This is a genomic window from Paenibacillus sp. FSL K6-2441 (assembly GCF_037964765.1).
In the GTDB taxonomy this organism is placed as follows: Bacteria; Bacillota; Bacilli; order Paenibacillales; family Paenibacillaceae; genus Fontibacillus; species Fontibacillus phoenicis.
In genome coordinates this window covers 3780955-3805274 of the sequence record NZ_CP150174.1, presented here as the reverse complement: position 1 = coordinate 3805274, position 24320 = coordinate 3780955, and the positions used below count along the sequence as shown (strand labels likewise).

Here is a 24320-nt window from a genome sequence, read left to right as displayed (position 1 = left end):
CACCCGTATTGAAAACTTGACTTAATGGACACTCACGCTGAATAAAATGACTTTTGGAGGGGTTCAAGCATGTTGTTGAAAAAGTTCCACGTCATGTTTCTATCGCTGTTACTCATCACCTTATTAGCGGCTTGCGGATCTGGAGGGGGGGACAGCGGAGGCAACCAGGCTGCGAACGACCCAGGGACTAATGGAGCATCAGGAAATCAAGGTTCGTCCTCTTCTGAAGGCGCTACCATTACCGTATTAAATGAAGGAGCCGTAGCGATTGGCGTCGGGGTGCTGAGCGAGCTGCTGGAGAAAAGCAAGGAAAAAACGATCGCCGACGAGACGCTGAATCCCCGGATTACAGAGGAGGATTACAACTATACGCCTGGTCAGCCGCTGAAAAAAGCCGGCGTCTTCCCGTACTATTATCAATCGATTATCAACGAGAAAATGAAAAGCAAAAACATTACGGTCAAAACCGAGGACTGGGGTTGGGGCGAACCGCTGATCCAGAAGCAAACAGCGGGATTCCTGGCGAAAAACATGCCCGACATCATCGTTGGGGAAACACAAATGCCTGGGTTTGCCCAACAGGGATTGCTTGAGCCGTTCCCGGACGACATGGCCCAAGAAATTCGCGAAAAAGTAGCCCCGGCAGCCTGGAAGCCGATGGAGTATGACGGCAAAATTTACGGTTTTGCCTCGCAACCTGGCGTTAGCAGCTTGTTCTGGAACAAGAAGCTGGTGCAGGAGGCAGGCCTGGATCCGGACAAAGCGCCAGCAACCTGGGATGAGCTGTTGGCTAACGTGAAGAAGGTAACGGAAGCAGGCAAAGGGAAGTTCTACGGCGGCGGGGTCTATGCCGGGCCGAATGCCGGCGGGTATTTGCGGTATGGTACCTTGCTTGTTATCAATGGCGGAGGATTTGCGGATGATCAAGGCCAACCTGTCTTTAACTCCGATGCCAACGTAGAAACGGTACAGTTCTTGAAAGAGCTTAACGCCAACCATCCGGCTGGATTGATGGTGAACACTACTGAAGGAACGTATTTTGACGCGTTTAAAAAAGGACAAATCGCATATCTGATCGATGGACCGTGGCGTGCGATCGAGAGCTCGCAAATCGGAATCGATTACGGAATGTCGCAAATTCCGCTGTCCCCGAATGGCAAAGCCGGCAATATCACCATCGGCGCCGCGTTCCATGCCGTACCGAAGGATGCAAAGAACAAGGAAGCTGCATTTGAGTACATCCGCGCGATGTACAGCGAGGAGATCCAACAACTGATCGCCGATACAGGCGTCCGGTCTCCTGTACTGAAATCGGTGGCTGAGACCGATGCATATAAAGAGGCGCATCCGGAAATGTATCAGCACTATCTGGCGATGGCCGGCAATGTGCAAGGGTTGCCAACGTTTAAGAATTCAGACTCCAAGGTATGGCAAATCTTTGGTGAAGCCGTGACGAAAGCGTTAATGACCAAGGAGGATATCAAGTCTATTCTGGATGACGCTCAGAAGAAAGCGGAGGCCTATACCAAGTAAATTATATTGAAAGAGTGATGCAGCATGCCGTATGAAACGAACCACATTATGATCCAAAAGGCAAAGCAAAGGCTTGCCAAACTGCAGGATTACATTTACCGCCCGATTGCCGGGCTTGAGGTTGAAGCTTGGGTAACGAAAGAGCCGGTCCCTTACGCCGAGCGAATGAGCGGCCGGCACATACGGCTTCAGCCCGGGGATAAATGGGGAGAGCTGTGGGATTGCGCCTGGTTTCATTTTCAAGGGACCGTACCGGAAACGGCCGCTGGCCAAAAAGTCGTTCTGTTGATCGATATTAATGGAGAATTATGTCTCGTGGATGAAGCGGGAACCCCGCGACAAGGCTTAACGAACGTTAGCTCCGAATTCGACTACAGCCTAGGTCGGCCTGGTAAGCGGGTGGTGGACGTCAGCGCTGCCGCCCGAGGCGGGGAAACGATCAATCTGTGGGGAGACGGCGGCTGCAATGACCTATTTGGACATTATCGCAGCGGAACGCTGAAGGAAGCGGACATCGCCATTTGCCATGAGGAAGCCCGGCAACTGGCCTACGATCTGGAAGTGTTAATCGAGCTGGTTGAGCAGCTGCCGGATTCCAGCGCCAGAAAAGCCCAGGTCCTGCAATCCGTCTACGAGGCAGCTCTTCAGCTGTCGGAGATCAATGAGGAATCGGTACGCTTGGCGAAAGCGTATGTGGCCCGCGAATTGGCGAAGAAAGGCGGGGATTCTGTCCTGACGATCAGCGCCATCGGCCATGCGCATATCGACCTGGCCTGGCTGTGGCCGATCCGCGAAACGATCCGCAAAGGAGCCCGGACTTTCTCTACGGCGCTGCGGAACATGGAGAAGTATCCGAGTTACGTCTTTGGCGCAAGCCAGCCGCAGCTGTACCAGTGGATGAAGGAGCACTATCCGCAGCTGTACGCCGAAGTGAAGGAGCGGGTCCGCGAAGGACGCTGGGAAGCGCAAGGCGCGATGTGGGTCGAACCGGATACGAACATCTCCGGCGGCGAAGCATTAGTGCGGCAAATCCTGTATGGCAAGCGATTCTTCCGTGAGGAGTTCGGCAAGGACATGAAGGTGCTGTGGCTGCCTGACGTCTTTGGGTATACGGGCAGTCTGCCGCAGCTGCTGAAGAAGTCCGGCGTCGACTATATGATGACGCAGAAACTCTCCTGGAGCACCTACAATACGCATCCGCACCACAGCTTCCTGTGGGAAGGCATTGACGGGACGAAGGTGCTGACGCACCTGCCGCCGGAGGATACCTATAACAGCCCAGCGGCCCCGCGGTCGCTGACCAAGATCGAGCGGGACTATCTCGATCGGAACGTCTCGGAGCATGCGCTGATGCTGTTTGGGATCGGCGACGGCGGCGGTGGACCAGGAGAAGAGCACCTGGAGCGGCTTGAGCGGGAGGTGAACCTGCTGGGACTCCCGCCGGTCGTTCAGGAGCCTGCGATCACCTTCTTCAAGCGGCTGGAACAAGAGGCTTCGCGGTTCCAAACGTACCGCGGTGAGTTGTATCTGGAGAAGCACCAAGGGACATTAACCACGCAGGCGCGCAACAAGTGGTATAACCGCAAGCTGGAAAAAGCACTGCGTGAGCTCGAATTCGCGGCTTCGCTGCAGATTGCCCTGGGCGAAAGCCCTGCAGAGTACCCTGCCGCCCGGTTGGAGAAGATCTGGAAGGAAGTGCTCTTATACCAATTCCATGATATTTTGCCAGGATCTTCGATCACCCGGGTGTACGACGAGTCGCTGGAGCGCTACGCTCAGCTGCTGGAGGAAGTCCAAACGATGATTGCGGAAGCTTATGGACGAATCGCTGGGCGGTCCGGAGCTGCCGCCGGTGAAATTGTTCTGTTCAATTCCTTGCCTTGGGACCGGCAGGAATGGGTAGAGATCGGCGGAAGCTGGAAGTATGTGCAAGTGCCGGCGATGAGCTGGCGCAAGCTCACGGAGGCTGCGGCAGAACCATCGGCTTCGGAACAAGCATTGATTGCCGAGGACTTCCGGTTGGAGAATGAACGGCTTGTGGTTCGGTTTGCCGAGAACGGCAGCATCGTGTCGCTGTACGATAAGGCCGCCGGACGGGAAGCGATTCAACCGGGCGCTGAGGCCAACGTATTTACCGTCTACCATGATGACGGCGATGCCTGGGATTTCCCGCGCGACTATCGCGATACGATTGCTGGAACGATGACGCTGGAAAGCCGACGCGCTTACGTTTCGGGGCCGCAGGCGGTTGTTGAGCAGGTTTACCGCTTTGGGGAATCGACGTTAAAGCAAACGATCCGCTTGCTGCAAGGCGATGGTCTGCTGCGCTTTGATACGGAAGCTGATTGGCGAGAAACGGGTAAAATGCTCCGGGTTGCTTTCCCGGTGGCCGTTGTGAGCGATCAGGTGAACTGCGAAATTCAGTTTGGGGTGTTAAAGCGGCCGACGACGCGGAATAATGCGATCGAATTTGCCCGCGACGAAATCTGCGCTCACCATTATCTCGATCTGTCGCAGCCGGATTATGGCGTGGCGCTGCTCAACGACAGCAAATACGGGCACAGCGTGGAAGGCAACGTGCTGGATTTGAACCTGCTGCGCAGCCCGGGATATCCGGATCCGCAGGCCGATCGGGCGGAGCATCGCTTCACTTATGCTTTGTACCCGCATGCGGGCGACTTTATCCAAGCCGGCGTATACCGCAAAGGCTATGAGCTGAACATTCCGATTGCATCCGCAGCGGCCATCCCGGTGACGCCTCAAGGCGGCGGGAAGTCTGACAGCAGTTCCTTGCACGGGAAAGCTTTCCTTACGATTGAGCATCCTAACGTGATGGTGGAAGCGGTGAAGAAAGCCGAGGACAGCGATCATCTGATCGTTCGTCTGTACGAAACGGCAGGAGCTGGGGCGGATGGAGAGCTGAGCTTTGGGCCGGCTTGCCGAACCATTGAAGAGGTGAATCTGCTGGAGGAGCCGATCGGGCTGCTAGCAGAAAATACGGATCGGATTCGCTTGCAATTTACACCGTTTGAGATCAAATCGATTCGCGTTCAGTTGGCTGAATGATGGATAGAGTGTAGAGGTTATAAGTTAGCTGTGAATGAGGTTGGCTGTGAACGAACTCTAAGTTACAAGGGAGGGCTTAGGCGTGACGGGAAGAGCACGGGCGGAAGAACGGACCGGATTTCAGGAAAGCGGCGCTTATCATGCGGCCTATGATCTGCAGACGGATTTTGTGATGGTGTACGGCATTGGGGAGTCGATGCCTCAGCGCATTCGCGAATGGGCGGAGCGGGGCTACCATGTGCATCTCATGACCGGGGTGTCCTGGGGCGGTTACCAGGACTATCTGAACGGCCGTGTTGACGGCCGCTCCCATTGGGACGAAGCCCAGAAATATCAAGACGGCGAGACGATCATTCACGGAACCTCGGTGGATATTCCCTACATGGTGCCAACCATCAGCTATGCGAATTTTCTCATCGAGCGGATTCGGCCGGCTGTGGATGCCGGTGTGGAGGCCATTCACCTGGAGGAACCGGAATTCTGGGTGGAAGGCGGATACTCTGAGGCATTCCAGCGTGAATGGCGCAATTACTATAACGAGCCTTGGCAACCGCCCCATACTTCGGAGGACGCGCAATTCCGCGCCTCCAAGCTGAAGGCTTATCTGTACACGCGTTGTTTGGACCGTATCTGCTCGGCGTTGAAGGAATATTCGCTGGTCCGGTATAATCGACCGCTGCGTTTTTTTGTACCCACCCACAGCTTGATTAACTACACCCAATGGCGGATCGTCAGTCCGGAATCCCGGCTGCTCGACTTGCCGGCGATTGACGGTTATATCGCCCAAATTTGGACGGGGACATCGCGCACCGCGAACGTATACGAAGGGAAACGTGCGGAGCGGACATTCGAGACGGCGTTCCTGGAATATGGCATCATGCAGGAACTGGTGCGCGGGACGCACCGCCGCATGTGGTTCCTGCACGATCCGATCGAGGACGATCCGACACGGACGTGGATCGATTACCGCGAGAACTACACGAAGACGCTGATCGCTTCGCTGCTGCATCCGGCGGTTTCGCGCTATGAGGTTGCCCCTTGGCCGCGGCGGATCTTTCAGGGCCAATATCCTTCCGCGGACGGCAACGGCAAAGAGGGGATTCCGTCCGATTACGCGACCGTGCTGCTGAACGTAATGCATACGCTCGGGAATATGGACCAGGAGGAGGTCCAGGTGTACGGCAATACCGCCGTCACCGGCGTGCTTCTGGCCGATTCAGCCATGTTCCAGCGGAAACGGATTGGGACGCAAACGTCCGGTTTTATGCAAAAATACGACGGGACGAACGAGGTGGAGTTGACCGATGATTCGGCGGTGGAGTTGCTGAACTTCTCGCCTTTTTATGGGCTGACGCTGCCGCTTGTCAAGCATGGGCTGCCGGTACGGCCGGTCCAGCTTGATAACGTTCGGCGGTTCCCGGGATATTTGGATGACTACCGCGTGCTGGTTTTAAGCTATGAATTTATGAAGCCGGAATTCCCGGATTTGCATAACGCTTTGGCCCAATGGGTGCGGGAAGGCGGAGCGCTGATTTACGTTGGAGACGACAGCGATCCGTATCACCGGGTACGGGAATGGTGGAATCAGGGACGGCGACGCTACGATTCTCCTCGGGCTCATCTATTCGAATGTCTCGGCTTGCCAAGCGCGGCCGGGGCAGCAGCAGAAGGCATCACCCGAGTTGGCGCTGGGTTAGTCAGCTACTTGCCGTTGCGGCCGAATCGGATCGCGGAGAGTGCAGAGGCGGCGGAACGCTATCGCGCCGCAGTACGGGAAGCGATGGAGCTGCTGGGTAGCGGGGAAGCGCCTGCGGCGGCGGGGGATTCACCCGCAGCGCAGACAGCTGCTGAAGGCTCCGCAGAAGGAAAGCCGGCTCCAGCAGACGCGCTCCGTTGGGAACCAGTCAACTATTTTCATCTCCGCCGCGGTCCGTATGTGATCGCTTCCGTCATGACCGAGTCAGTCAGCGATGCGCCGCTGGAGCTCGAAGGACTTTTCGCTGACTTGCTTGATCCCGGTTTGCCGGTCAAAGAGCAAGTTGCGGTGCAACCCGGACGCCAGGCCTTACTTTATGATTTAGCATACACCGGGCCGGGCAGCCACAGCACCGACTCCGAACCCGGCTCCAAAGTGATTGCTGCATCCTCCCGGATTGAGGATTATCGCGAGGATGAAACCGCCATTACGTTTACGGCCAAGGGGCCTCGACCGCTGCAGGCCGTGGCGCGGATTCGCTGTGAAGCGAGACCAACGGCGGTGACGGCAGAAGTGTTGGGACCGCAGCAGGAAGACGGCTCTGCTTCGGCGCCAATCATCTCCCTGCAGTTCGAATGGGACGCGAAGTCACACACGTTGCTCCTTCATTACGAGCATGGAGATGGAGGAACCCGCATCACCGTGACGAAATAGGAAACGAAGTTTAACAGATAAAAAGTGATTTAACAAATCGCGAGATCCAGATAGGAGGCAGATTACAAATGAACACAAAATTGCGTCCACCGGCAGTACCTTTGGTCACCGTTGATCCCTTTTTCAGCGTCTGGTCGATGGCTGATCGTCTGACCGACGATTTCACTCGCCATTGGACCGGGCGTCGGCAGGCGTTCACCGGCCTGGTGTATATCGACGGCGTAGCCTGGCGGTTTGCCGGACGCGTCGAGTCTAACCCGGAACGGTATTATACAGAGCCGGAGGCGATGAACCAAACCGGACTTGAAGTCACGCCGCTCTCCACCCGCTATCAGTTCGAGGCGGGAGGAGTTGCGCTGGACGTGACCTTTACAAGTCCGCTGCTGCCGGACGATCTGGAGCTGCTGTCGCGGCCGGCTTCCTATGTCGCTTTCCGCGTGCGTTCCCTCGACGGGAAGCCCCACCAAGTGCGGGTCTATGTAGACGTAACCGGGGAATGGTGCGTTAATGAAACCGATCAGGCGATTACTTGGCAACAAGAGGTGCAGGGAGACCTCACCGTACTGCAGGTCCGACATGTCGAGCAGAACCCGCTCCATAGCTCCGGCGATGACCAGCGGATCGATTGGGGCACTTTCATGCTGGCCGTCAAGCAGACGCCGGATGTAGAGACCTATCTGGATCAGGCACAGATTCGCAAGCAATTCGTTCGGGAAGGTGAAATTCGCCTGAAGGAAGGTTCGACTCCGCTTTCTCAACCACAGCCCGTTCGCGAGGCCGAGCTCGCTATGGCTTCGGTGTGGAATGTCGGTGAAGTGACCGGAACGGACGAGAAGACGCACTTAATCGTTCTTGCCTATGACGACGTATATGCGATTGAGTATTTTGGTCAGCCTTTGGAGGCGTATTGGAGAAAAGACGGGAAAACCTTCTCGACCCTGCTCAGCGAAGCGTTTCGGGATTATCCGGACGTTCTTGCACGCTGCGATTCCTTTGATGCCAAGCTGCGCGAGGACGCAATCCGCGCCGGCGGGGAGAAATATGCCGATATCCTGTCCTTATCCTACCGGCAGGCGATTGCAGCGCATAAACTGGTCCTTGATCCTGAGGGACAGGTGCTGTTCATGTCGAAGGAATGCTTCAGTAACGGCTGTATTGCCACGGTGGACGTGAGCTACCCTTCAATTCCGCTGTTCTTGTTGTACCAGCCGGAGCTGGTCCGAGGCATGATGCGTCCGATCTTCAAATACGCCGCCAGCGACGCCTGGACGTTTGAATTTGCTCCGCATGACGTGGGTCAATATCCGCTGGCCAACGGTCAGGTTTACGGCGAGAACAAGCTGGAGGGGCAAATGCCGGTGGAGGAGTGCGGCAATATGCTGGTCATGGCGGCCGCAGTTACGCTGGCTGACGGGAATACAAGCTTCGTTCAGGAGCATCGTGAGTTGCTCGCCCAATGGGCCAACTATCTGGTGAAGCATGGGCTTGATCCGGAGCATCAATTATGTACCGATGATTTCGCCGGACATCTGGCGCGCAACGCGAACCTGTCGGCGAAAGCCGTGATGGGCGTTGCCAGCTACGGATTGCTATGCAAAATGCTGGGTGACAAGGAACAAGCCGAGCGCTACCGTCAAGCCTCTTCGGAAATGGCTCGCCAATGGGAAATCCTCGCCGCCGATCCGAGTGACGAGAACCATACACTGCTGGCCTTTGGTCAGCCGGGGACCTGGAGTCTCAAATATAACCTTGTCTGGGACGGCATCTTTGGAACCGGCTTGTTCAATCAGGAAATCATCCGCCGTGAAGTGGCATGGTATCAGAAGAAACAGGAACGGTATGGTACGCCGCTGGATAATCGGGCCGCCTATACGAAGGCCGATTGGCTCGTCTGGGCGGGGGCGCTCGCGGAGACGTGCGAGGACTTCCAGCGCATCGTTGATCCGCTCTGGGTTTTCCTGAACGAGACGCGGGACCGCGTACCGTTCACGGATTGGTATGACACGAAGACGGCACGGCAGATCGGCTTCCAGCATCGGACCGTGGTTGGCGGCTTATTCATCAAGCTGCTGAAGGATCGCGGATGGGATCGGGCGTAGGATCTGAATCTATTCGATATTTCGAATAAAATTTGCCAGTTCACACCGAAAAAAGCGATTCTATTCGATATTTCAGATAGAATCTTGGTTTTGGGCTGACTTCGACGCAAATCTATTCGAAATTTTATACACATTCCGCAGAAATCGCCGCTTTCGGCGATTTCTGTTCGTTTTTTCATATAGATTCGATTATGATAGTCTGAGAGAGTACTTATCCGAAAGGAGTGTTCATCTTGGGTCATATCATTCCGGAAATGACGTTAAATGACGGTTTGAAGCTGCCGGTGGTCGGGCTGGGAACCTACACGCTCCGTGGCAGCGAAGGTGTGCAGTCAATCGTTCACGCGATCCGCTCCGGCTATCGTTTGCTGGATTCCGCGTATAACTACGAGAACGAGGGAACGGTTGGTGAGGCGGTAAGGCGTTCTGCGGTACCGAGGGAAGAGCTGATCATCACGTCCAAGCTGCCCGGGCGTTACCACACGTACGATAAAGCGGTCAAGGCGATCCAGGAATCGTTGTACCGGGCGCAGCTGGATTACTACGATCTGTATTTGATTCATTGGCCCAATCCGATTCAAGGGCATTACGTGGAAGCGTGGCAAGCTCTAATCGACGCCCGAAAATGGGGGCTGATCCGCTCCATCGGCGTCAGCAATTTCTTGCCGGACCACCTGGACCGCCTGATCGAGCAAACGGGCGTGACGCCAAGCGTAAACCAGATTGAGCTGCATCCGTTCTTTAATCAGGCCGAGCAGCGCAAATATCATGAAGCGCACGGAATCGTCACGGAATCCTGGAGCCCGCTGGCCCATGGCAATGAGGTGTTGCAGCATGAGACGCTCCGGCAAATCGCCGAACGGCATGGCAAGTCGGTGTCCCAAATTATTTTGCGTTGGCATTATCAGCTGGGCGCTGTATCCATCCCGAAATCGGCCTCTGTGGCTCGGCAAATCGAGAACCTCTCGATCTTCGACTTTGCGCTAGACGAGGAAGAAATGAAGCAGATCAACGGCTTGTCCCGTCCAGACGGGCGGATTCGAAACCAGGATCCTGCCGTTTACGAAGAATTTTAAATTGGGCCCACGATAGAAAATAAAGAGCCGCAGGAGTAAATCCTGCGGCTCATTACGTTTATTTCCTTGGAAGAAACGTAATTTCACTCTCGCGGTCACATTGATGAACGATGGAAATCAAGCGGGACCGCTCCAGCCGATGGCAGTGGATTTCCAAAATGCCCATCCCTTCCTCGTCCCCAGTTACTTCGGGATCCAGCCGATAAACAGCCGAACGGTTCAGGTATCGCAACAGTTCCCTCTGGATCGCAGCACAATGGCGACTTTTAATTCGTACCGTTTGGGTGAAAATCCCGCCTTGGACCAGAAGCTTGACGGCTTCAAAGGCGGACAGGTAGGCGATCACCGAATAGAGGGCCTGGAGAAAGCCGAAATGAAAGCCCGCACCAATCAGGATTAGGCAGTTCAGCATCAGCAAAATCCGCTCAGGGGACAATCTGCCATATTGAAGTTGGTTCACGGCTTTCTCCGCAATATCCAATGCCCCTCCAAAACGCAGGGCTAAACCCAGCCCAATTCCCAAGGATAATCCCCCGATCAACGCCGCCAGGAGCGGCTCGTCGATCAGGGAAGGATAAGGATGGAGCACAAGCGTCCCCAATGAAAATACCAATACGCCAAGCACTGTGAAGATCCCGTAGGACCAGTGGATATTTTTCCGATAAAGAAAGAGCAAGGGCAGATTCAGCAAGAACAAGAACAATCCAAGCCGCATCTCCGTCTTTAACGCCAACAATGCGGATAATCCGGTCATTCCTCCAACGACAATGCTATGGGGCATCAGGAACAGCTCTAAGCCGACCGATGCAAGCAATGCGCCGGCGATGACGCCGGCAGCATGGCCAAACGTCGGAATTAGTGTCTTGAAGCCGCCGCGGGTCTTCCGGGAGGAATGAATTCTTAACTGGTGTTTCAAACCGACCCCTCCTTACTGGATAAACCCATCATCAAGGGCAGGCGGTTCTTATACCAAGCAACGGATAGATCGCGGACAGTAGACCATTTCCTCGCCGCGATCCGGGTGAAGGACAAACCGCCTTCAGCATGAGATGATCCAATGAATTATTTTCCGCTCAATAGGATCTGTCTGATTTGTTGTTGATGGAGCCGTTCGCCAAGCACGACCACCGTTGCCTCGGAGGTCAGCATCAGATCAGGTCCGGGATTGATGTGTTTCTTGTGGTTCTTCTCGATTACGGCGATGATCGTCGCTCCAGAACGCTGACGAATTTTCAACTCGCCGATGGTTTTGCCAATCGCTTTATAGTTCGAATCTAATTTATACCACTCAATGATCAGATCGCCTAAAGCCACTTCAATGTTCTCCATTGCTGTTGGCTTATATGTCGCACCGCTAATAATGGCAGAGATATATCTCGCCTCATCGTCATCCAAAGTGACCATGGAAACGCTGTTGTCTGTATCATCTTCATCGAAATGAGATAATTCGCGCCGTCCATCATTATGAATAACGATCGAGAGTTTGTCGCCGCTGCGGGCCTGGACCACGAATTGTTTACCGATTCCTGGCAGATCTGTTTCTTTGAGATTCATTTGAGTCAAGCCTCCAGTTTTTAGAGTCATTTTCCATTTTGGGTATTACAAAATGAGCCTCATGCGATTTCGTTTTAAAAAAACGTGTAGGTCATGCAGGAGACTGGATCAAAAAACGATACAACTTCGGTTAAGCCACGAACATGCTCGTAAATTTGATGGGCATAAGCAGACGCCGCTTTAACAGCAGGCAGAATAACGGTCGGAAACACGCCCATGGCGCCAGCAGCATAAAGCTGATCAAGGCCGGGACGGCATCCAGTTGATGCGGGGTTCTGTCGATAAACAGCTTGCCGTAAGACGGTGTACTATTGAGGCGAAGTGATACCTTGTGCTGCACATGGCCATAATCGGTCTCAAGCGTCTCTTCCCCACGAGACTCTGCATGAACGGGGGATGAAATAAAGGAAGGGAGGGACAACGCCAGGACCAACGTCAATACCACCACAGCTAACCAACGAAGCCTTAGTTGTTGCGTTGTCATGCGTCATCCCTCCCCTCGACATCTATTTACTTACTATTAAGGATAGCATATCGACGTCATTCTTTCCAAAGAAAGAGTGGACTTGGATGGACCTCTATTAGATTAGGAAATACCGAATCAGAATATACGCGCTTGCGAAGATGATCGACAGAATCATCAGCAGGAAGCCATATTTCATGTAGCGGACAAATGTAATTGGCTCCCCTTCCTTGGCAGACATGCCTGCGGCAATCAAATTGGCACTGGCCCCGATCAGGGTTCCGTTGCCGCCAAGGCATGCCCCCAGCGCCAAACTCCACCACAGCGGCTGCAGGTTGCTGATTCCCATCGCTCCCATGTCCTGAATCATCGGAATCATCGTAGCCACGAACGGGATATTATCCAGGAAGGAAGAGGCGATCGCACTTAGCCAGAGAATCAGCATAGAAGTCGTCAACGGGTCTCCTCCGGTTAAGTCGATGGACCACTCCGCTAACCGCTTGATCGTACCGGTGTCAATCAAACCGCCGACCAGGACAAACAATCCAATAAAGAAGAAGATGGTTGGCCATTCGACGGAACGGAACGCTCTTTCCATTACATGCTCACCTGTGAGCAGCAACAATAGAAAAGCTCCGGCCAACGCCACGGTAGCCGATTCCAGATGGAATGTCTGGTGCAGGAAGAAGCCAAGCAGCGTTAAGCCGAGGACGACCAAGCATTTTATGAGGAGCTTCTGATCCGTAATCAAGCCATCTAGGCTGATGTTCATGATATTCTTCTGGTTCTCCGGCGTTGACTGAATTTGCTTCCGAAATACCAACACGAGAAGCGGTAGGGTGGCTGCCAGGATCACAATCACGATCGGCGCCAAGTGCTGCAGGAAAGCGTTAAAAGTCAATTCCTTGACAGCGCTGCCGATCATAATATTTGGCGGATCCCCGATTAACGTTGCCGTTCCGCCGATATTTGAGGCCACGACCATCGAGAAGATGTAAGGGAATACCTTGACCTTCAACTGCCGGGTAATGCTAAAGGCGACCGGTACCATCAGAATGATTGTCGTCACATTGTCCAAAAATGCGGAGGCAACTGCCGTAATTAGCGCCAGGAGCCACAGGATGGTCACGGGGTTCCCTTTGCCGATCCGGGCCGTCCAAATCCCGATATATTTGAATAACCCCGTTTCCGCCGTGGTGTTCACGATGATCATCATGCCGATCAAGAGACCTAGCGTATTAAAATCGATGTGATGAATCGCAGACTCCTGATCGACGATGCCAAGGACGATCATCAGAACGGCACCGACCATGGCCAGCAGTGTCCGGTGGATTTTCTCCGAAATGATGAATGCGTACGTTAATAGAAAGATGATGATGGCCCAGATTGCTTGTTGCTCCATATGAATTCTCCTCTCCAAGTTAGATGTCCCTGAGGGCATGATAGCTTGGCGCGCAGGGGCAGAATTATGCCATTATCGGTCAAAAAAAGGCAAAAAGAGCCCGCAATTTGACAGGCTCCTCCGATAACTCTCGTTTTCTATTGTTTAGTCATTCTGACTTCATTATAGACTGACTTGGCCGGAATGTAAAGCACTTGCGGAGAAACCCTCCCTCCACCCATAAACCCCCAGGCTGAGCGCATCCTCGACTTAGGTCTAGGTTGAAAAACCGTCCCCAGTCCGTTTTGGATAACCTGTAATCACCCTAGAATAGAGACATAAGGTTGATCAAATGAGAGGCGGTGAAATTTTCAATGAGAACAAATCGACTGAATGTATTCGCTATTGTACTGATTGCCCTTGGCGCACTGATTCTGCTGGGCAAGTTAACTCCTTTCCTAGGCAGCCTGTTCGGACTGGTGATTGCGATTGTAATGATCGGTCTCGGCTATTACGGGATTCGACGGGGGAACGCCTTCTTCGGATGGCTGGTGTTGATTTTCGGGGTGATTTCCTTGATCTCCAAGCTGGCCTGGCTGATCGTTCCGCTCTTAGGTATTGGATTAATCGTTTACGGTATCTCTTCCTTAAGAGGCAAACGGAGTTACTGATTGATTAAATACATGCAGATGAACTTGAATTGTGAACCGAAAGGTTAGGAGGGAAGGATGTCATGAGTGTATTTCGTCGAGTACGAGATATTACGGTAGCTACTCTAAATGAGAAGTTGGAGCAATCGCAGGATCCGGTTCGCTTGATCGACCAATTTCTGATTGAAACGCGGCAGGAAATTGCCGAAGCCGAGAAGCTTCATTATCAATACAGTGGACACGCGAAGCAATTGAAGCAGCAGGTCGATCAAGCCAAGGTGATGCGCGACAAACGTGAGGAACAAGCGCTGCTTGCTTTGAAAGCAGGCGAGGAGCACTTGGCGAAGCTGGCCCTGCAGGAGAAGATGCTGTACGAGGAAAAGGTGGAACAATACACCGAGTTGTACACGCAAAGCATAGAATCGCTGCAGGAATTAGAAGCCCAGCTAAACGAATTGAAGACCGAATATCAGGTCGTATACAACAAACGGCAGTACTACTATGCAAGAATGGAGACGCTTCGTTTACAGCAGCGGATGAACCAGCGGATGAACGGTTACGGCGTGCAGGATGTGCCGAAGATGTTCCATCGCTTGGAGGACCGGGTGTCCGATATGGAATGGGAAGCCCGCAGCCTGCGCGAATTGCGGAGAGCGGGTTCGGATTTCTTGAACCAAGCCGGCTCCGCCATCCAATCGACTCTGGAACAGGAGCTCTCCCGCTTGAAGCAGAAGCTAAATAACCAGCGAGAGGAGTAAGAATCGATGGGAAGACCCTTGTACCGATCCAGACGGGATCGCTGGATCAGCGGTTTGATCGGAGGGCTCGGAGAATATTTCGGAATTCACGTCGGCGTGCTCCGGTTGATCGCTTTTCTTAGCATATTTTTTACCGGCGGGACAACGATCTTTATCTACTTCATCGCTACCTTGGTGATCTCCAAGGAGCCATATCAGCCCCACGATCCGTACTATCATGGCGGATGGCCGGGCAGCGGCCCGCATCCGGGTTACGGCGGTAAACGCCGGGACTTCTACGAGGATCAACGCTTTGGTCCCCGTCCACCGTACGGTAATCCAACCGGCAATACTTACGGAACCCAGCCGCCGCAATACGGCCCAGGTGCTTCGGGAGCCGGCTTTCAGTCCGCCCCGGGTGCTTCCAGTCTGGATTCCATGATGGAAGATATTGAGAAGAAAGCATTAAAAAAAGAATTGGAAGAGCTGCGCAAGAAGCTCTCCGAATACGAGAAGGGAGAAGTGTAGACGATGGGAGTATTCAAAAGAATTAAAGATATTACGAAAGCGTCTGTAAACGATTTGTTGGATAAGGTGGAAGACCCGATTGTCATGCTGAACCAATACCTGCGCGATATGGAGGCTGAAATTCGCGACGCCGAAGTAACGGTGGCGAAGCAAATGGCCAACGAGCGCCGGATGAAGCAACGTCTGGACGAAGCGATCCGCATCTCTGCACAGCGGGAGGCTCAAGCTGAGCTTGCACTCCGCAATGGGCAGGAGGAAGTTGCCCGCAAAATGCTGGAGGAGAAAATCCATTACGACCAAAAGCAAACGGAATTCGCCGAGCTGCACGCGCAAGCTGAAGCTCATGCTGCCGAACTCAAACAGCAGCTGCACGATATGAAAGACGAGTTCTATAAACTGCGCAACAAACGGAACGAGCTGGTGAGCCGCGCGCAAATGGCGAAAGCTAGAAAGCAAATGTCGCAAATCAGCACGCTGCATACGATCGAAAGCGGCAACGCTTCGCTCGGATTCCACCGGATGGAAGAGAAGATTATGCAACTGGAAGCGGAAGCCGAAGTCGCCGGCATGGTTTATCGCGGAACATCGCCTTCCACTTACATCAGCCCGGCAGATGCCGAGAAGCAGCTGAAAGTGGATGCGCAGCTTGAAGCGCTGAAAGCAAAATTGAACCCGTCCGCAGCCCGCGAAGAAGACAAGGAATAACTACACGTCCGCTGGACATTGTGATATTCTAAATACTGGTGAAGCCATACGGTATGGGAGGCCATGCCGTTATGGCTTTTTACGACTCTATGAACCTGCAGGGAGGTGCGGCACATGGATACACGGAAAAGGTTCTTAGCCATCGGCTTAATCGCATTTGGCTTACTGTTGATTTTCGGGAAGTGGCTGAGTTTCTTTACCATTGTCGCCCTCTTTTTGCTTGGGTTCGGCATATATAAAATCCGGCAAGGGGAACAGGTCAAGACCGGCTATATCTTGATGGCGGTCGGCGGCGGACTCATCCTGCTGGACCATTTTATGCTGATCTTGGCGATTCTGATGATCTCGCTGGGGTACTACTACGCGAAAGTTCGCAAAACCCAACCGCAAGGCAATTACGTGCAGAAGCAAAACATCACCTCCAGCATCCGCTGGGACCGCGATCCGTGGAACTTGCGGAACACAAGCATGTGGCATGTGCTTGGCGAGCTTGACATCGATTTATCGCTGGCGATGATGGAAGGTGGGCATAACGTCCTCATGTTTCAAGGGATTGTCGGGGACGTGGATTTAGTGATTCCGGAGGATTACGGCGTGGAGATCGAAGCGTTTGTCCTGTTCGGACAAATCGATTTCAGCCACGACAAAGAGACGGGCATGCTCAATCGGTTATATTGGAAGTCGCCGAACTACGAGGTCCGTGACCAAAAAGTGAAAATCATCATTTCCTATCTTGTAGGAGATGTCGATATACGATTACTTTAGACAGGAGGAACGTCCCGCATGAAATCGAAAAAGCCGAGCAACATGGTCTCCCGCAGCATGCGCGGAGGGATTCTCCTGTCTGTTATTACGATGGCAGCCACCATTTATGTGATGTATACATACGGGTATTTTCAACCCCAACCGTCCTGGAGGACGGTCATCCAAGCCGGCATGACGCTGCTGTCGCTGCTTCTCATCATCGGCGCAGCTTTCGGCTTCTTTCTGGGGTATCGTCCCAAACGACAGATCGACGGTTTACGTGAAGCCTTGCTGCAATGGGAGAAAGGCAATCAAACCGGGAGCGTTCCCAAGCTCGGCGAAGACGAACTGGGCCGACTGGCAGAGCAGCTGGAGCGGATCGGCAAACGCTGGGAGGAGCAGGTGTCCTCGCTGCAGCGGTTATCCACGCACAACGCCCAGTTGGCCGAGCAAGCCCGGGTATCGGCGATCGTGGAGGAGCGGCAGAGGCTGGCCCGCGAATTGCATGACGCCGTATCCCAGCAGCTGTTTGCCATCTCGATGACGGCTACGGCTGTGGGACGTACGCTGGAGAAGGATTTCGACAAAGCGCAGCGTCAGGTCGAACTCATTGAGGAGATGGCTTCGGTGGCGCAGTCGGAAATGCGCGCGCTGCTGCTGCATTTACGTCCGGTCTATCTTGAAGGCAAGGAATTGTCGCAGGGCTTAAGCGATTTGGTCAAAGAGCTAAAGACGAAGGTGCCGATGGATTTAACCCTGGAGATCGACGAGGATTTGAATTTAGGCAAAGGGATTGAAAACCATCTGTTCCGCATCATCCAGGAAGCGATGTCCAATACGCTGCGCCACGCCAAGGCGGACAAGATGGAGATTCGGATTCACCGCCGGGGCGAAGCAGTTAAGGTGACGCTGCGCGACAACGGGATCGGCTTCGAGATGGACGACAAGAAGCAGGCTTCGTACGGCTTGTCGACGATGCAGGAGCGCATCCACGAGATCGGCGGATCGATTCAGTTTATCACCGCGCCCGGCAAAGGGACGCGTATTGAGATATCCGTTCCACTAATTCATGAAGAAAGCGGGGATGAAGGCAGTCATGGAGATGGAAGACAAGGAGATTAAAGTACTGCTTGTGGATGACCATGAGATGGTAAGAATCGGCCTGGCGGCGGTGCTGGGCACCGAAGAAGGGATTGAGGTTGTCGGAGAGGCCAGCAGCGGGGAGGAAGGAATTCGCCTGGCGCAGGAGTACCGGCCTGACGTCGTGCTGATGGACCTGGTGATGGAAGGCATAGACGGCATCGAAGCGACTCGGCAGCTGCTTGCCTTGCATCCGGACTGTAAAGTCATCGTGCTCACCAGCTATCTTGATGACGAGAAGATGTATCCCGTGATCGAAGCCGGGGCGTTCAGCTATTTGCTGAAAACGTCGCGCGCTTCCGAGATCGCTGAGGCGATTCGCGCAGCAGCCCGCGGCCAATCGGTATTGGAGTCGCAGGTCGCTTCCAAGATGATGAACCGGTTCCGCCAACCAAAGGTGGAGGCTCCGGCTCACGAAGAGCTGACCGAGCGCGAAATGGACGTTCTGCGTTTGCTGGCTCAAGGGAAATCGAATCAGGATATCGCCGACGAGCTGATCATCGGGATCAAAACGGTGAAATTCCATGTCACCAATATTTTAGCGAAGCTTGGCGTAGAGGACCGCACGCAGGCGGCTATTTACGCATACAAAAACGGGTTGGCGGAGTGAATTTCTGCCAAACCGTTTTCTTAAGATATCAGAAAGTATAAACTTCGGGGCATTGGCATCCTGATATCGCAAGAAAAAACTTCCGCTAAACGCGGTCTGTCTACTTTGAATGTACGTCGATAGACGTTTTTCTTATTAGTTCAACAAGTTATAGGCTGAGGAGTGAACGAGGGTCACCTCGGCCTGGACCTGATCCAATTCCATGATGGAAATCAGGGACTTTCCTTGGGAACGGAGCTGCTTCCACCGCGCCTGGTCATAGCGGTAGAGCTTCTCTTCCAGATTGTATAGGTCGATATGGCGAGCCTTCGCAATGTCGAAGGAACGCCTGATTTCGCGTTCGATGGTCTCTTCGGCCAAGGCACGGAGCCGGGCGGCGGCAATCCCGCCTCCCGCCCCTACCTCCGTGATATAGGCTTTGGCGCGCACGTTCAAATTGATCCGAATGGGGTCACTACCCGCGCCGATTTGTACGTCCGGATCGCGATGCGCGATATTGATCGTCACCGGGGATCCATCCTCTAAGGATAAAGGCAACGGAAAGCTGATCATTCTGTGGAATGCCACGTATCTCGCCCCCTGAAGCATTGCCGGGTCAACTTGTCCACGGTTGCGGCCTTGTGCGATGGCATATGCGCCGACGAGCTTGATTTGAGGAATAGGTTTGCCCTCCCCCTTCCAAACCTCGTCAGTCCAGCTGATCAGGGGTAACAGCCTCGTCACCGCAGGCTCCTTCACCCCGTCCATCAGCTTGATGAGCCGAATGGGCTCGACGAAAGAATAGAGTTTAAATAATTCTTCGGGTTCAAGCAGCCCCGAATTCAGCACCGACTCATTCAGAAGGGAGATGCTCGCAAACACATCGGGAATTTGCTTGTCGGTGCCAAACACCCAAGGCGTGTACCGAAGATCACGGGTTTGGATCAAGCCGTTGACGGCTTCCGGCAAATGCTTGTCCAGCAGCGCTTTGGAGAAGATGATCGTTCGGACATGCGTCCAGGACGTCCGTTGCTGCGAGGCGGGGTAGAGCGAAATCAAAGCCTCGTCGATCGTCTTCCCCTCGCCTTTTCCGATCCAAACCTTCCCGTTTCCGGTTTCAACCGCCCCCTCTTGTTTAGCAATCTCTGCAAAATCCAGCAACTGGGCATAAATGATGAAACGGCCATCCGCATAATCGACACCCAATGCGGTGATAAAATTGATATTTTGCGCCTCTTTCATATCCCAACAGCCCGTCAGCAGCAGGATCAGCGCAAGGAAAGCCCGGATCGCTCTCAAGGCTTGTCCCTCCTTGCCGTTTGATCCAGCGGATGCAGAATGCGGGGCCGCCTCTTCACGGATTTCGACGGCTTCTTCAGGACCGCTTCGGCAAAGTCGCTTTTGACGAACGGGGAAAATGGCGATAGATAAGGCACGCCATAGGACTCTAATGAGGCAAGGTAAAGGATTAGACCGATAAAACCGATCAGGAACCCGAACATCCCAAAGATGGAGGACAACAGCAAAATCACGATGCGAAGTTGGGCTGTCGTACCGCTTAACGTCTGATTCTCTAAGGTCGAACTGGCGACGATGGCGATCGCCACGGCGACGATGATGGTCGGCGAGGTGATCCCGGCGCGGATGGCGGCATCTCCGATAATCAGGCCGCCTACGACCGTTATCGTTTGTCCCATGGCATGGGGTAATCTTTTGCCTGCCTCGTTAAAGATCTCGAACAGAAACAGCATGACGAAGGTTTCAAACGGGACCGGAAACGGCAAGCCATGCCTCGATTTGCTGATGGTTGCCAGCAGCGGGACGGGGATTTGCTCCAGATTAAAACTGGTTAACGCGACATAGAAGCCCGGGAGAAACAACCCGACGGTCAGTCCGATGAGTCTGAGCACTTTTTGCACGGACACGATGTAATAAGGGGTGTTGGCATCCTCTGGAGAAATCAGCAGATTCATCAAGGTCACAGGAGCAACGATGGCGATCGGATTCCCATCGGCCAACACGGCAAATCGGCCCGCCAGCAGGGCATCGACAACGTAGTCCGGTCTCCCCGAGTAATCGGTCAGCGGGAATAAGGCTCGTTTATGCGCTCCCTTCACGACGGATTCGATATACGAGGTGCCGATAATTGCATCGGTGTCAATCTCGTACAATCGCTTTCGAGCCTCTGCGAGAATGTCCGGGTTAATAACATCTTGAATATAAAAAAGCGCAATGCGCGTTTCCCCCCGCGTCCCTTTGATGATCTCTTCCACCCCCAGGGAAGCGGTCCGCAGCCGTTTTCGAATCAACCCGATGTTGGTCGTCAGGTTTTCAGTAAAGCCGTCACGGGCTCCCTTGACGGCCGATTCCGTACTGGCTTCTTCGGGGGAACGGCCTGGCGGGTTCGAAATATCGCAGCTGAAGAAGGTCTGGTTGTATTCAAAATAAAGGACCAGCTTGCCGGAGTAGACTTGAAGAGTAAGACGATGCAGCAAGTCCGGCCCTTCGATCCGGTTTAACGGCAAATAGGGATTGGCTCCGAACGCCTCGATTCCGATATTGGCCTGTTCCCGACACAGTTCAGCAAGCCGCGGATAGACCACCTCGCTCAACTGTTTCAAATCCGTCATCGGCTCACAATAGATTAAGGTGATCGAACGCCCCGGCTCCATCCCGGCAGCAAACGGGCGAAGCTTGACGTCGGAGGAAGTCTGGAAATATTGGGTCAGGAACGGAATGTCGATCCGGTCTACTTGTTGGCCGGACGGCCGGTCGCTGGAACTCATGCGGATCCTCCTTTCTTGCGTTTTCTTAATAAAGCGGCAGCGGCAATGATGAGCGTCATGAACAGCAGGAAGCAGGCGTTTATCGGATATATGTAAAGAATCATTAAATGCTGAAACACGATGTCGGTAAAGGTATAACAGCTAAGTAAAATCAGGATGAACGCGAGGACCGCGAGCAATGTGGGTCTCCAACGGGGATTTTGCTTCTTCCACATATCCGCGATGACGATCATCGCAAAGGAAATACGGATAAAGCTGCCCGACAACCATTGACAGATCGAGAAAAAATCGGTTTGCGATACGTATTTGCCAAAACCGGCGATTCTCCATTCCTCATAAGCCGGGTAACGCTGAACGGCCGCCTCAAACGGGTTGAACTCGGTGATGGCGCCGGTCAGTGGACCCAGCATTAGACCAAGCAGAATCAGACTGAACACGATGAATTGGATTCTGGTTAATGGGGCCTTCAGGTATGGGTGAAGGAAGAAGACAAAAAAGATCTCGAACAACCCGGCACAGGCGTACAATACTCCCTTGAAAACCGGAATCCATCCCTGTTCCAAGAGAGGGAACAGCAGACTGTAATCTTTGAATTCGACGTTGACGATGGCGACATAGAAGCCAAGCAGTACAACAAGCGGCAGCAAGATACCGGAGGTGACGGCGATTGTTTTCATGCCCTTCAGCGCCCCAACGAAACAAAGCAGCATCAAGATCAACGAGCTGGCCAAAACCGGAGTGTAAGGCAGAAACGTCACCTTCATCCACATTACGGTATCATATAAACTGAACCACGCCGTAGCGAAGAAGAACGCTGTCATCGCCCATTGAAACCCAAAAGCAGGAATTCGGCCCAGCCGATGGCGAATCCATTCGGGAAGAGGTTGGGTTCCAATCCGGGACGAAGTGTAACGAATGAGGCAGACCACAAGTGCAAATGGCACGGCGGACAGTAGCACGGAAAACCAGGCATCCCGTTTGGCGATTTGCAGCAAGGCCGGGATGATGAAGACATGGTTTGTGAGTCCGAGGGCCAACATCAACGTCATGATAGCCTGAAAATTCGTAGCTTTCGGCGAGCGGATCATAAGCTTCCCCATCCTGATAGGTTTTGGCTCTATACATTGAGTTATTATTCGCAGAGGAGGCGCGTGACATGCAAAACCGCAAGTTATGGAGTATTGGGTTGTTGATCCTCGTTTGCGCGATGCTGCTGGTCGGCCTGCAACGGATCCAAGCGACTGAGCAAGAAGCGGCCGTTCCAGATTCACTGAAAGACGCGGAGCAGCAGTTGGACGCGCTGGTTGCGATAGGCAGGGCCGTAACGTCGGATCCGTTTCGGATGACACTGAAATGGCAAGGTGAATGGAACTCGCTGCTTTCCGCAGAGGAAGCGGCCGGGGTGTTAGCCAGCCGGTTGGGGCTGTCGAATCCGGAGGCGGGGACTGTTCAAGGGCGGACGGTTTATGAGTCCCAAGGTCAGATCGAGGGGATTCGCGCCGAGCTGGAGCTGATCACACTGGAAGAGGGCAAGCATTATGCGATGCTTCGCTTGGAGGCCGCCGGCGGAGATCCGGCGATATGGGAGCAACTTCAGGAAGCCCAACGGATGGCTGGGGAATCGCTGGCAGATGAAGGCGTCGATACGCGATGGAATGCAGCAATACAGGGGATGGCCTGGCCCGCATCCGCTACAGATGAGGGGACGGACTCCGGCGAACCCGTGCTCGCCGCGACGCTTGACCGCTTGGAATCGCAAATTGAGCGATCCGCCAAACTGAAGTTGAAGCAAGTCGAAGCGTTTGGGGACGAAGGGACGGCCAGCCGCACGTATCGGGTGGATCCCTTGCCGATCACCGTCCTCAGCGGCGATCATCACGTGGCATTGCAGATGGCTGTCCATCGCAACAGCGGCACCGGGATGGATGAGATTACGATCGGTACGCCGCTGCTAACCGTAGAATATTAGAGATCGTGAAGGAGGCAACGGGGACTCGTGCAACATCTGCTGCTGCATCAGCAAAGCTGCTCGGAAATCTTCGTCTATGAAACGGACGAATTATACGGCGAGCGCGGGGCGTTTCGCGTCCTGCAATTCGCCAGCAAGGCGGTGCAAGGCGCAATGGATATGAACCGGCCCGAACGGATCATACTGGAATATCCACGGGCGATGTTGTATTTGCTTCAGCGCCATGTTCCCGATCCCGGACGGGTGTTCATCATCGGCCATGGAACGGGAACGATCGCCAGCCATTTGAGCAGGAGCGACGTTATTGTGGCGGAGATTGATCCGGTGGTGGCGGAAATTAGCCGCAACTTTTTCGGCTATACGGGTGATTCGGTGCGCATCGGTGACGGGCGTTCTTTGCTTGAAGAAGAGAAGCCGAATTCCTTCGACGGAATTATCGTGGATGCGTTCTCCGAACAGGGTACGCCGGGCCATTTAACGTCGCTTGGTTTTTTTCAGTTGGCGGCAGAAAGACTGGATCGGGAAGGGATCCTGCTTCTGAATCTATTTGGCCGAGGGGCAGAAGACGCATGGATTGCCGCGCTCACTGCCACGTTGCGGGAAGTGATGGAGTATGTCCGGGTGTTTTCGCTGCCGGCAGGTCAGCCTCATGAACCGCGGAATATGCTGATCGCGGGCAGCCGCAAACCGATTCAGTATCAAGCCCACGGCATGGCCGGGTTTGTTGAGGTCGAGCCTCCAGCGGGGTATATCATTTATGACCCCATATCTATAGATAGATGATGGAATCCGTCAGGCGAATGTGCTAAAATGGCATCACATCCCGTGATGCCTTGTAAAGAGATGTCATTGATCGGTAATGAAGTTTTAAATTCACCAATCTTACATAG

21 protein-coding genes are annotated in these 24320 nt (G+C 53.8%); 14 read left to right on the top strand and 7 right to left on the bottom strand.

Annotated elements, in window-relative coordinates; all coding sequences use genetic code 11:
• The first annotated feature begins 69 nt into the window (after window positions 1-69).
• From NSQ80_RS17535 to NSQ80_RS17515, 5 genes are all read left to right on the top strand, one after another.
• Entirely contained in the window at window positions 70-1533 is a 1464-nt protein-coding gene (locus NSQ80_RS17535) for an extracellular solute-binding protein (RefSeq protein ID WP_339300162.1), read from the top strand.
• 24 nt (window positions 1534-1557) lie between these two features.
• Window positions 1558-4599, top strand: coding sequence for a glycoside hydrolase family 38 C-terminal domain-containing protein (locus tag NSQ80_RS17530; protein WP_339300160.1), 3042 nt, complete (start codon window positions 1558-1560; stop codon window positions 4597-4599).
• Between the two features lie 82 nt (window positions 4600-4681).
• Window positions 4682-7009 carry a hypothetical protein gene (locus NSQ80_RS17525; RefSeq protein ID WP_339300158.1) on the top strand — a complete coding sequence of 776 codons (2328 nt, stop codon included), beginning with the start codon at window positions 4682-4684 and terminating at the stop codon, window positions 7007-7009.
• A gap of 68 nt (window positions 7010-7077) precedes the next feature.
• Window positions 7078-9108 (top strand): DUF4965 domain-containing protein, encoded by a 2031-nt coding sequence (locus NSQ80_RS17520; RefSeq protein ID WP_339300156.1) that lies wholly within the window; start codon window positions 7078-7080, stop codon window positions 9106-9108.
• Between the two features lie 233 nt (window positions 9109-9341).
• On the top strand, window positions 9342-10184 hold the full coding sequence (locus tag NSQ80_RS17515; protein WP_339300154.1) for an aldo/keto reductase: 843 nt from the start codon (window positions 9342-9344) through the stop codon (window positions 10182-10184).
• A 58-nt stretch (window positions 10185-10242) separates the two neighbouring features.
• On the opposite strand, the gene NSQ80_RS17510 is transcribed toward NSQ80_RS17515, so the two are convergent.
• The 4 genes from NSQ80_RS17510 to NSQ80_RS17495 all read right to left on the bottom strand — a co-directional run bounded on the left by NSQ80_RS17510 (window position 10243) and on the right by NSQ80_RS17495 (window position 13603).
• Window positions 10243-11100, bottom strand: a complete 858-nt coding sequence (locus tag NSQ80_RS17510; RefSeq protein WP_051416912.1) for a YitT family protein — start codon at window positions 11098-11100, stop codon at window positions 10243-10245.
• A gap of 146 nt (window positions 11101-11246) precedes the next feature.
• Complete coding sequence (locus NSQ80_RS17505; RefSeq protein ID WP_339300149.1) at window positions 11247-11738, bottom strand: cation:proton antiporter regulatory subunit; 492 nt, start codon at window positions 11736-11738, stop codon at window positions 11247-11249.
• A 130-nt stretch (window positions 11739-11868) separates the two neighbouring features.
• Window positions 11869-12222 (bottom strand): hypothetical protein, encoded by a 354-nt coding sequence (locus NSQ80_RS17500; RefSeq protein ID WP_085170632.1) that lies wholly within the window; start codon window positions 12220-12222, stop codon window positions 11869-11871.
• Between the two features lie 97 nt (window positions 12223-12319).
• Entirely contained in the window at window positions 12320-13603 is a 1284-nt protein-coding gene (locus NSQ80_RS17495; protein ID WP_339300147.1) for an ArsB/NhaD family transporter, read from the bottom strand.
• A gap of 353 nt (window positions 13604-13956) precedes the next feature.
• Between NSQ80_RS17495 and NSQ80_RS17490 the strand changes: the two genes are divergently transcribed.
• The 7 genes from NSQ80_RS17490 to NSQ80_RS17460 all read left to right on the top strand — a co-directional run bounded on the left by NSQ80_RS17490 (window position 13957) and on the right by NSQ80_RS17460 (window position 18696).
• Window positions 13957-14253: a hypothetical protein gene (locus NSQ80_RS17490; protein WP_323077732.1), complete on the top strand. Its 297-nt coding sequence runs from the start codon at window positions 13957-13959 to the stop codon at window positions 14251-14253.
• 62 nt (window positions 14254-14315) lie between these two features.
• Window positions 14316-14990: a PspA/IM30 family protein gene (locus NSQ80_RS17485; RefSeq protein WP_323077731.1), complete on the top strand. Its 675-nt coding sequence runs from the start codon at window positions 14316-14318 to the stop codon at window positions 14988-14990.
• 6 nt (window positions 14991-14996) lie between these two features.
• Window positions 14997-15497: a PspC domain-containing protein gene (locus NSQ80_RS17480; RefSeq protein WP_323077730.1), complete on the top strand. Its 501-nt coding sequence runs from the start codon at window positions 14997-14999 to the stop codon at window positions 15495-15497.
• A gap of 3 nt (window positions 15498-15500) precedes the next feature.
• Entirely contained in the window at window positions 15501-16202 is a 702-nt protein-coding gene (locus NSQ80_RS17475; protein WP_009224716.1) for a PspA/IM30 family protein, read from the top strand.
• A gap of 114 nt (window positions 16203-16316) precedes the next feature.
• Complete coding sequence (liaF, locus tag NSQ80_RS17470; protein ID WP_260071782.1) at window positions 16317-16967, top strand: cell wall-active antibiotics response protein LiaF; 651 nt, start codon at window positions 16317-16319, stop codon at window positions 16965-16967.
• Window positions 16968-16985: 18 nt separating this feature from the next.
• Window positions 16986-18068, top strand: coding sequence for a sensor histidine kinase (locus NSQ80_RS17465; protein WP_260071781.1), 1083 nt, complete (start codon window positions 16986-16988; stop codon window positions 18066-18068).
• A complete protein-coding gene (locus NSQ80_RS17460; protein WP_260071780.1) occupies window positions 18043-18696 on the top strand; it encodes a response regulator transcription factor in 654 nt (217 codons plus the stop codon). The genes NSQ80_RS17465 and NSQ80_RS17460 overlap by 26 nt, the downstream gene beginning before the upstream one ends.
• Before the next feature lie 135 nt (window positions 18697-18831).
• On the opposite strand, the gene NSQ80_RS17455 is transcribed toward NSQ80_RS17460, so the two are convergent.
• Genes NSQ80_RS17455 through NSQ80_RS17445 form a run of 3 tightly spaced genes read right to left on the bottom strand, consistent with a single transcriptional unit; the run spans window position 18832 to window position 22549 of the window.
• Window positions 18832-19974 (bottom strand): Ger(x)C family spore germination C-terminal domain-containing protein, encoded by a 1143-nt coding sequence (locus NSQ80_RS17455; RefSeq protein ID WP_009224720.1) that lies wholly within the window; start codon window positions 19972-19974, stop codon window positions 18832-18834.
• On the bottom strand, window positions 19971-21461 hold the full coding sequence (locus tag NSQ80_RS17450; RefSeq protein WP_323077725.1) for a spore germination protein: 1491 nt from the start codon (window positions 21459-21461) through the stop codon (window positions 19971-19973). Before NSQ80_RS17450 ends, NSQ80_RS17455 begins: the two co-directional genes overlap by 4 nt.
• Window positions 21458-22549 (bottom strand): endospore germination permease, encoded by a 1092-nt coding sequence (locus tag NSQ80_RS17445; RefSeq protein WP_339300141.1) that lies wholly within the window; start codon window positions 22547-22549, stop codon window positions 21458-21460. The genes NSQ80_RS17450 and NSQ80_RS17445 overlap by 4 nt, the downstream gene beginning before the upstream one ends.
• Window positions 22550-22617: 68 nt before the next feature.
• On the opposite strand from NSQ80_RS17445, the gene NSQ80_RS17440 reads away from it, so the two are divergent.
• Complete coding sequence (locus NSQ80_RS17440; protein WP_260071777.1) at window positions 22618-23430, top strand: hypothetical protein; 813 nt, start codon at window positions 22618-22620, stop codon at window positions 23428-23430.
• Window positions 23431-23457: 27 nt separating this feature from the next.
• Window positions 23458-24213: a fused MFS/spermidine synthase gene (locus tag NSQ80_RS17435; RefSeq protein WP_339300138.1), complete on the top strand. Its 756-nt coding sequence runs from the start codon at window positions 23458-23460 to the stop codon at window positions 24211-24213.
• Window positions 24214-24320: the final 107 nt, after the last annotated feature.

Excerpts from the sequence above, each read along its gene's own strand:
- NSQ80_RS17465 (WP_260071781.1), top strand. The coding sequence starts at position 16,986 with ATGAAATCGAAAAAGCCGAGCAACATGGTCTCCCGCAGCATGCGCGGA.
- NSQ80_RS17490 (WP_323077732.1), top strand. The coding sequence starts at position 13,957 with ATGAGAACAAATCGACTGAATGTATTCGCTATTGTACTGATTGCCCTT.
- NSQ80_RS17505 (WP_339300149.1), bottom strand. The coding sequence starts at position 11,738 with ATGAATCTCAAAGAAACAGATCTGCCAGGAATCGGTAAACAATTCGTG.
- NSQ80_RS17500 (WP_085170632.1), bottom strand. The coding sequence starts at position 12,222 with ATGACAACGCAACAACTAAGGCTTCGTTGGTTAGCTGTGGTGGTATTG.
- NSQ80_RS17445 (WP_339300141.1), bottom strand. The coding sequence starts at position 22,549 with ATGATCCGCTCGCCGAAAGCTACGAATTTTCAGGCTATCATGACGTTG.
- NSQ80_RS17440 (WP_260071777.1), top strand. The coding sequence starts at position 22,618 with ATGCAAAACCGCAAGTTATGGAGTATTGGGTTGTTGATCCTCGTTTGC.
- NSQ80_RS17480 (WP_323077730.1), top strand. The coding sequence starts at position 14,997 with ATGGGAAGACCCTTGTACCGATCCAGACGGGATCGCTGGATCAGCGGT.
- NSQ80_RS17535 (WP_339300162.1), top strand. The coding sequence starts at position 70 with ATGTTGTTGAAAAAGTTCCACGTCATGTTTCTATCGCTGTTACTCATC.
- NSQ80_RS17485 (WP_323077731.1), top strand. The coding sequence starts at position 14,316 with ATGAGTGTATTTCGTCGAGTACGAGATATTACGGTAGCTACTCTAAAT.
- NSQ80_RS17450 (WP_323077725.1), bottom strand. The coding sequence starts at position 21,461 with ATGAGTTCCAGCGACCGGCCGTCCGGCCAACAAGTAGACCGGATCGAC.
- NSQ80_RS17520 (WP_339300156.1), top strand. The coding sequence starts at position 7,078 with ATGAACACAAAATTGCGTCCACCGGCAGTACCTTTGGTCACCGTTGAT.
- NSQ80_RS17495 (WP_339300147.1), bottom strand. The coding sequence starts at position 13,603 with ATGGAGCAACAAGCAATCTGGGCCATCATCATCTTTCTATTAACGTAC.
- NSQ80_RS17530 (WP_339300160.1), top strand. The coding sequence starts at position 1,558 with ATGCCGTATGAAACGAACCACATTATGATCCAAAAGGCAAAGCAAAGG.
- NSQ80_RS17475 (WP_009224716.1), top strand. The coding sequence starts at position 15,501 with ATGGGAGTATTCAAAAGAATTAAAGATATTACGAAAGCGTCTGTAAAC.
- NSQ80_RS17460 (WP_260071780.1), top strand. The coding sequence starts at position 18,043 with ATGGAGATGGAAGACAAGGAGATTAAAGTACTGCTTGTGGATGACCAT.
- liaF (WP_260071782.1), top strand. The coding sequence starts at position 16,317 with ATGGATACACGGAAAAGGTTCTTAGCCATCGGCTTAATCGCATTTGGC.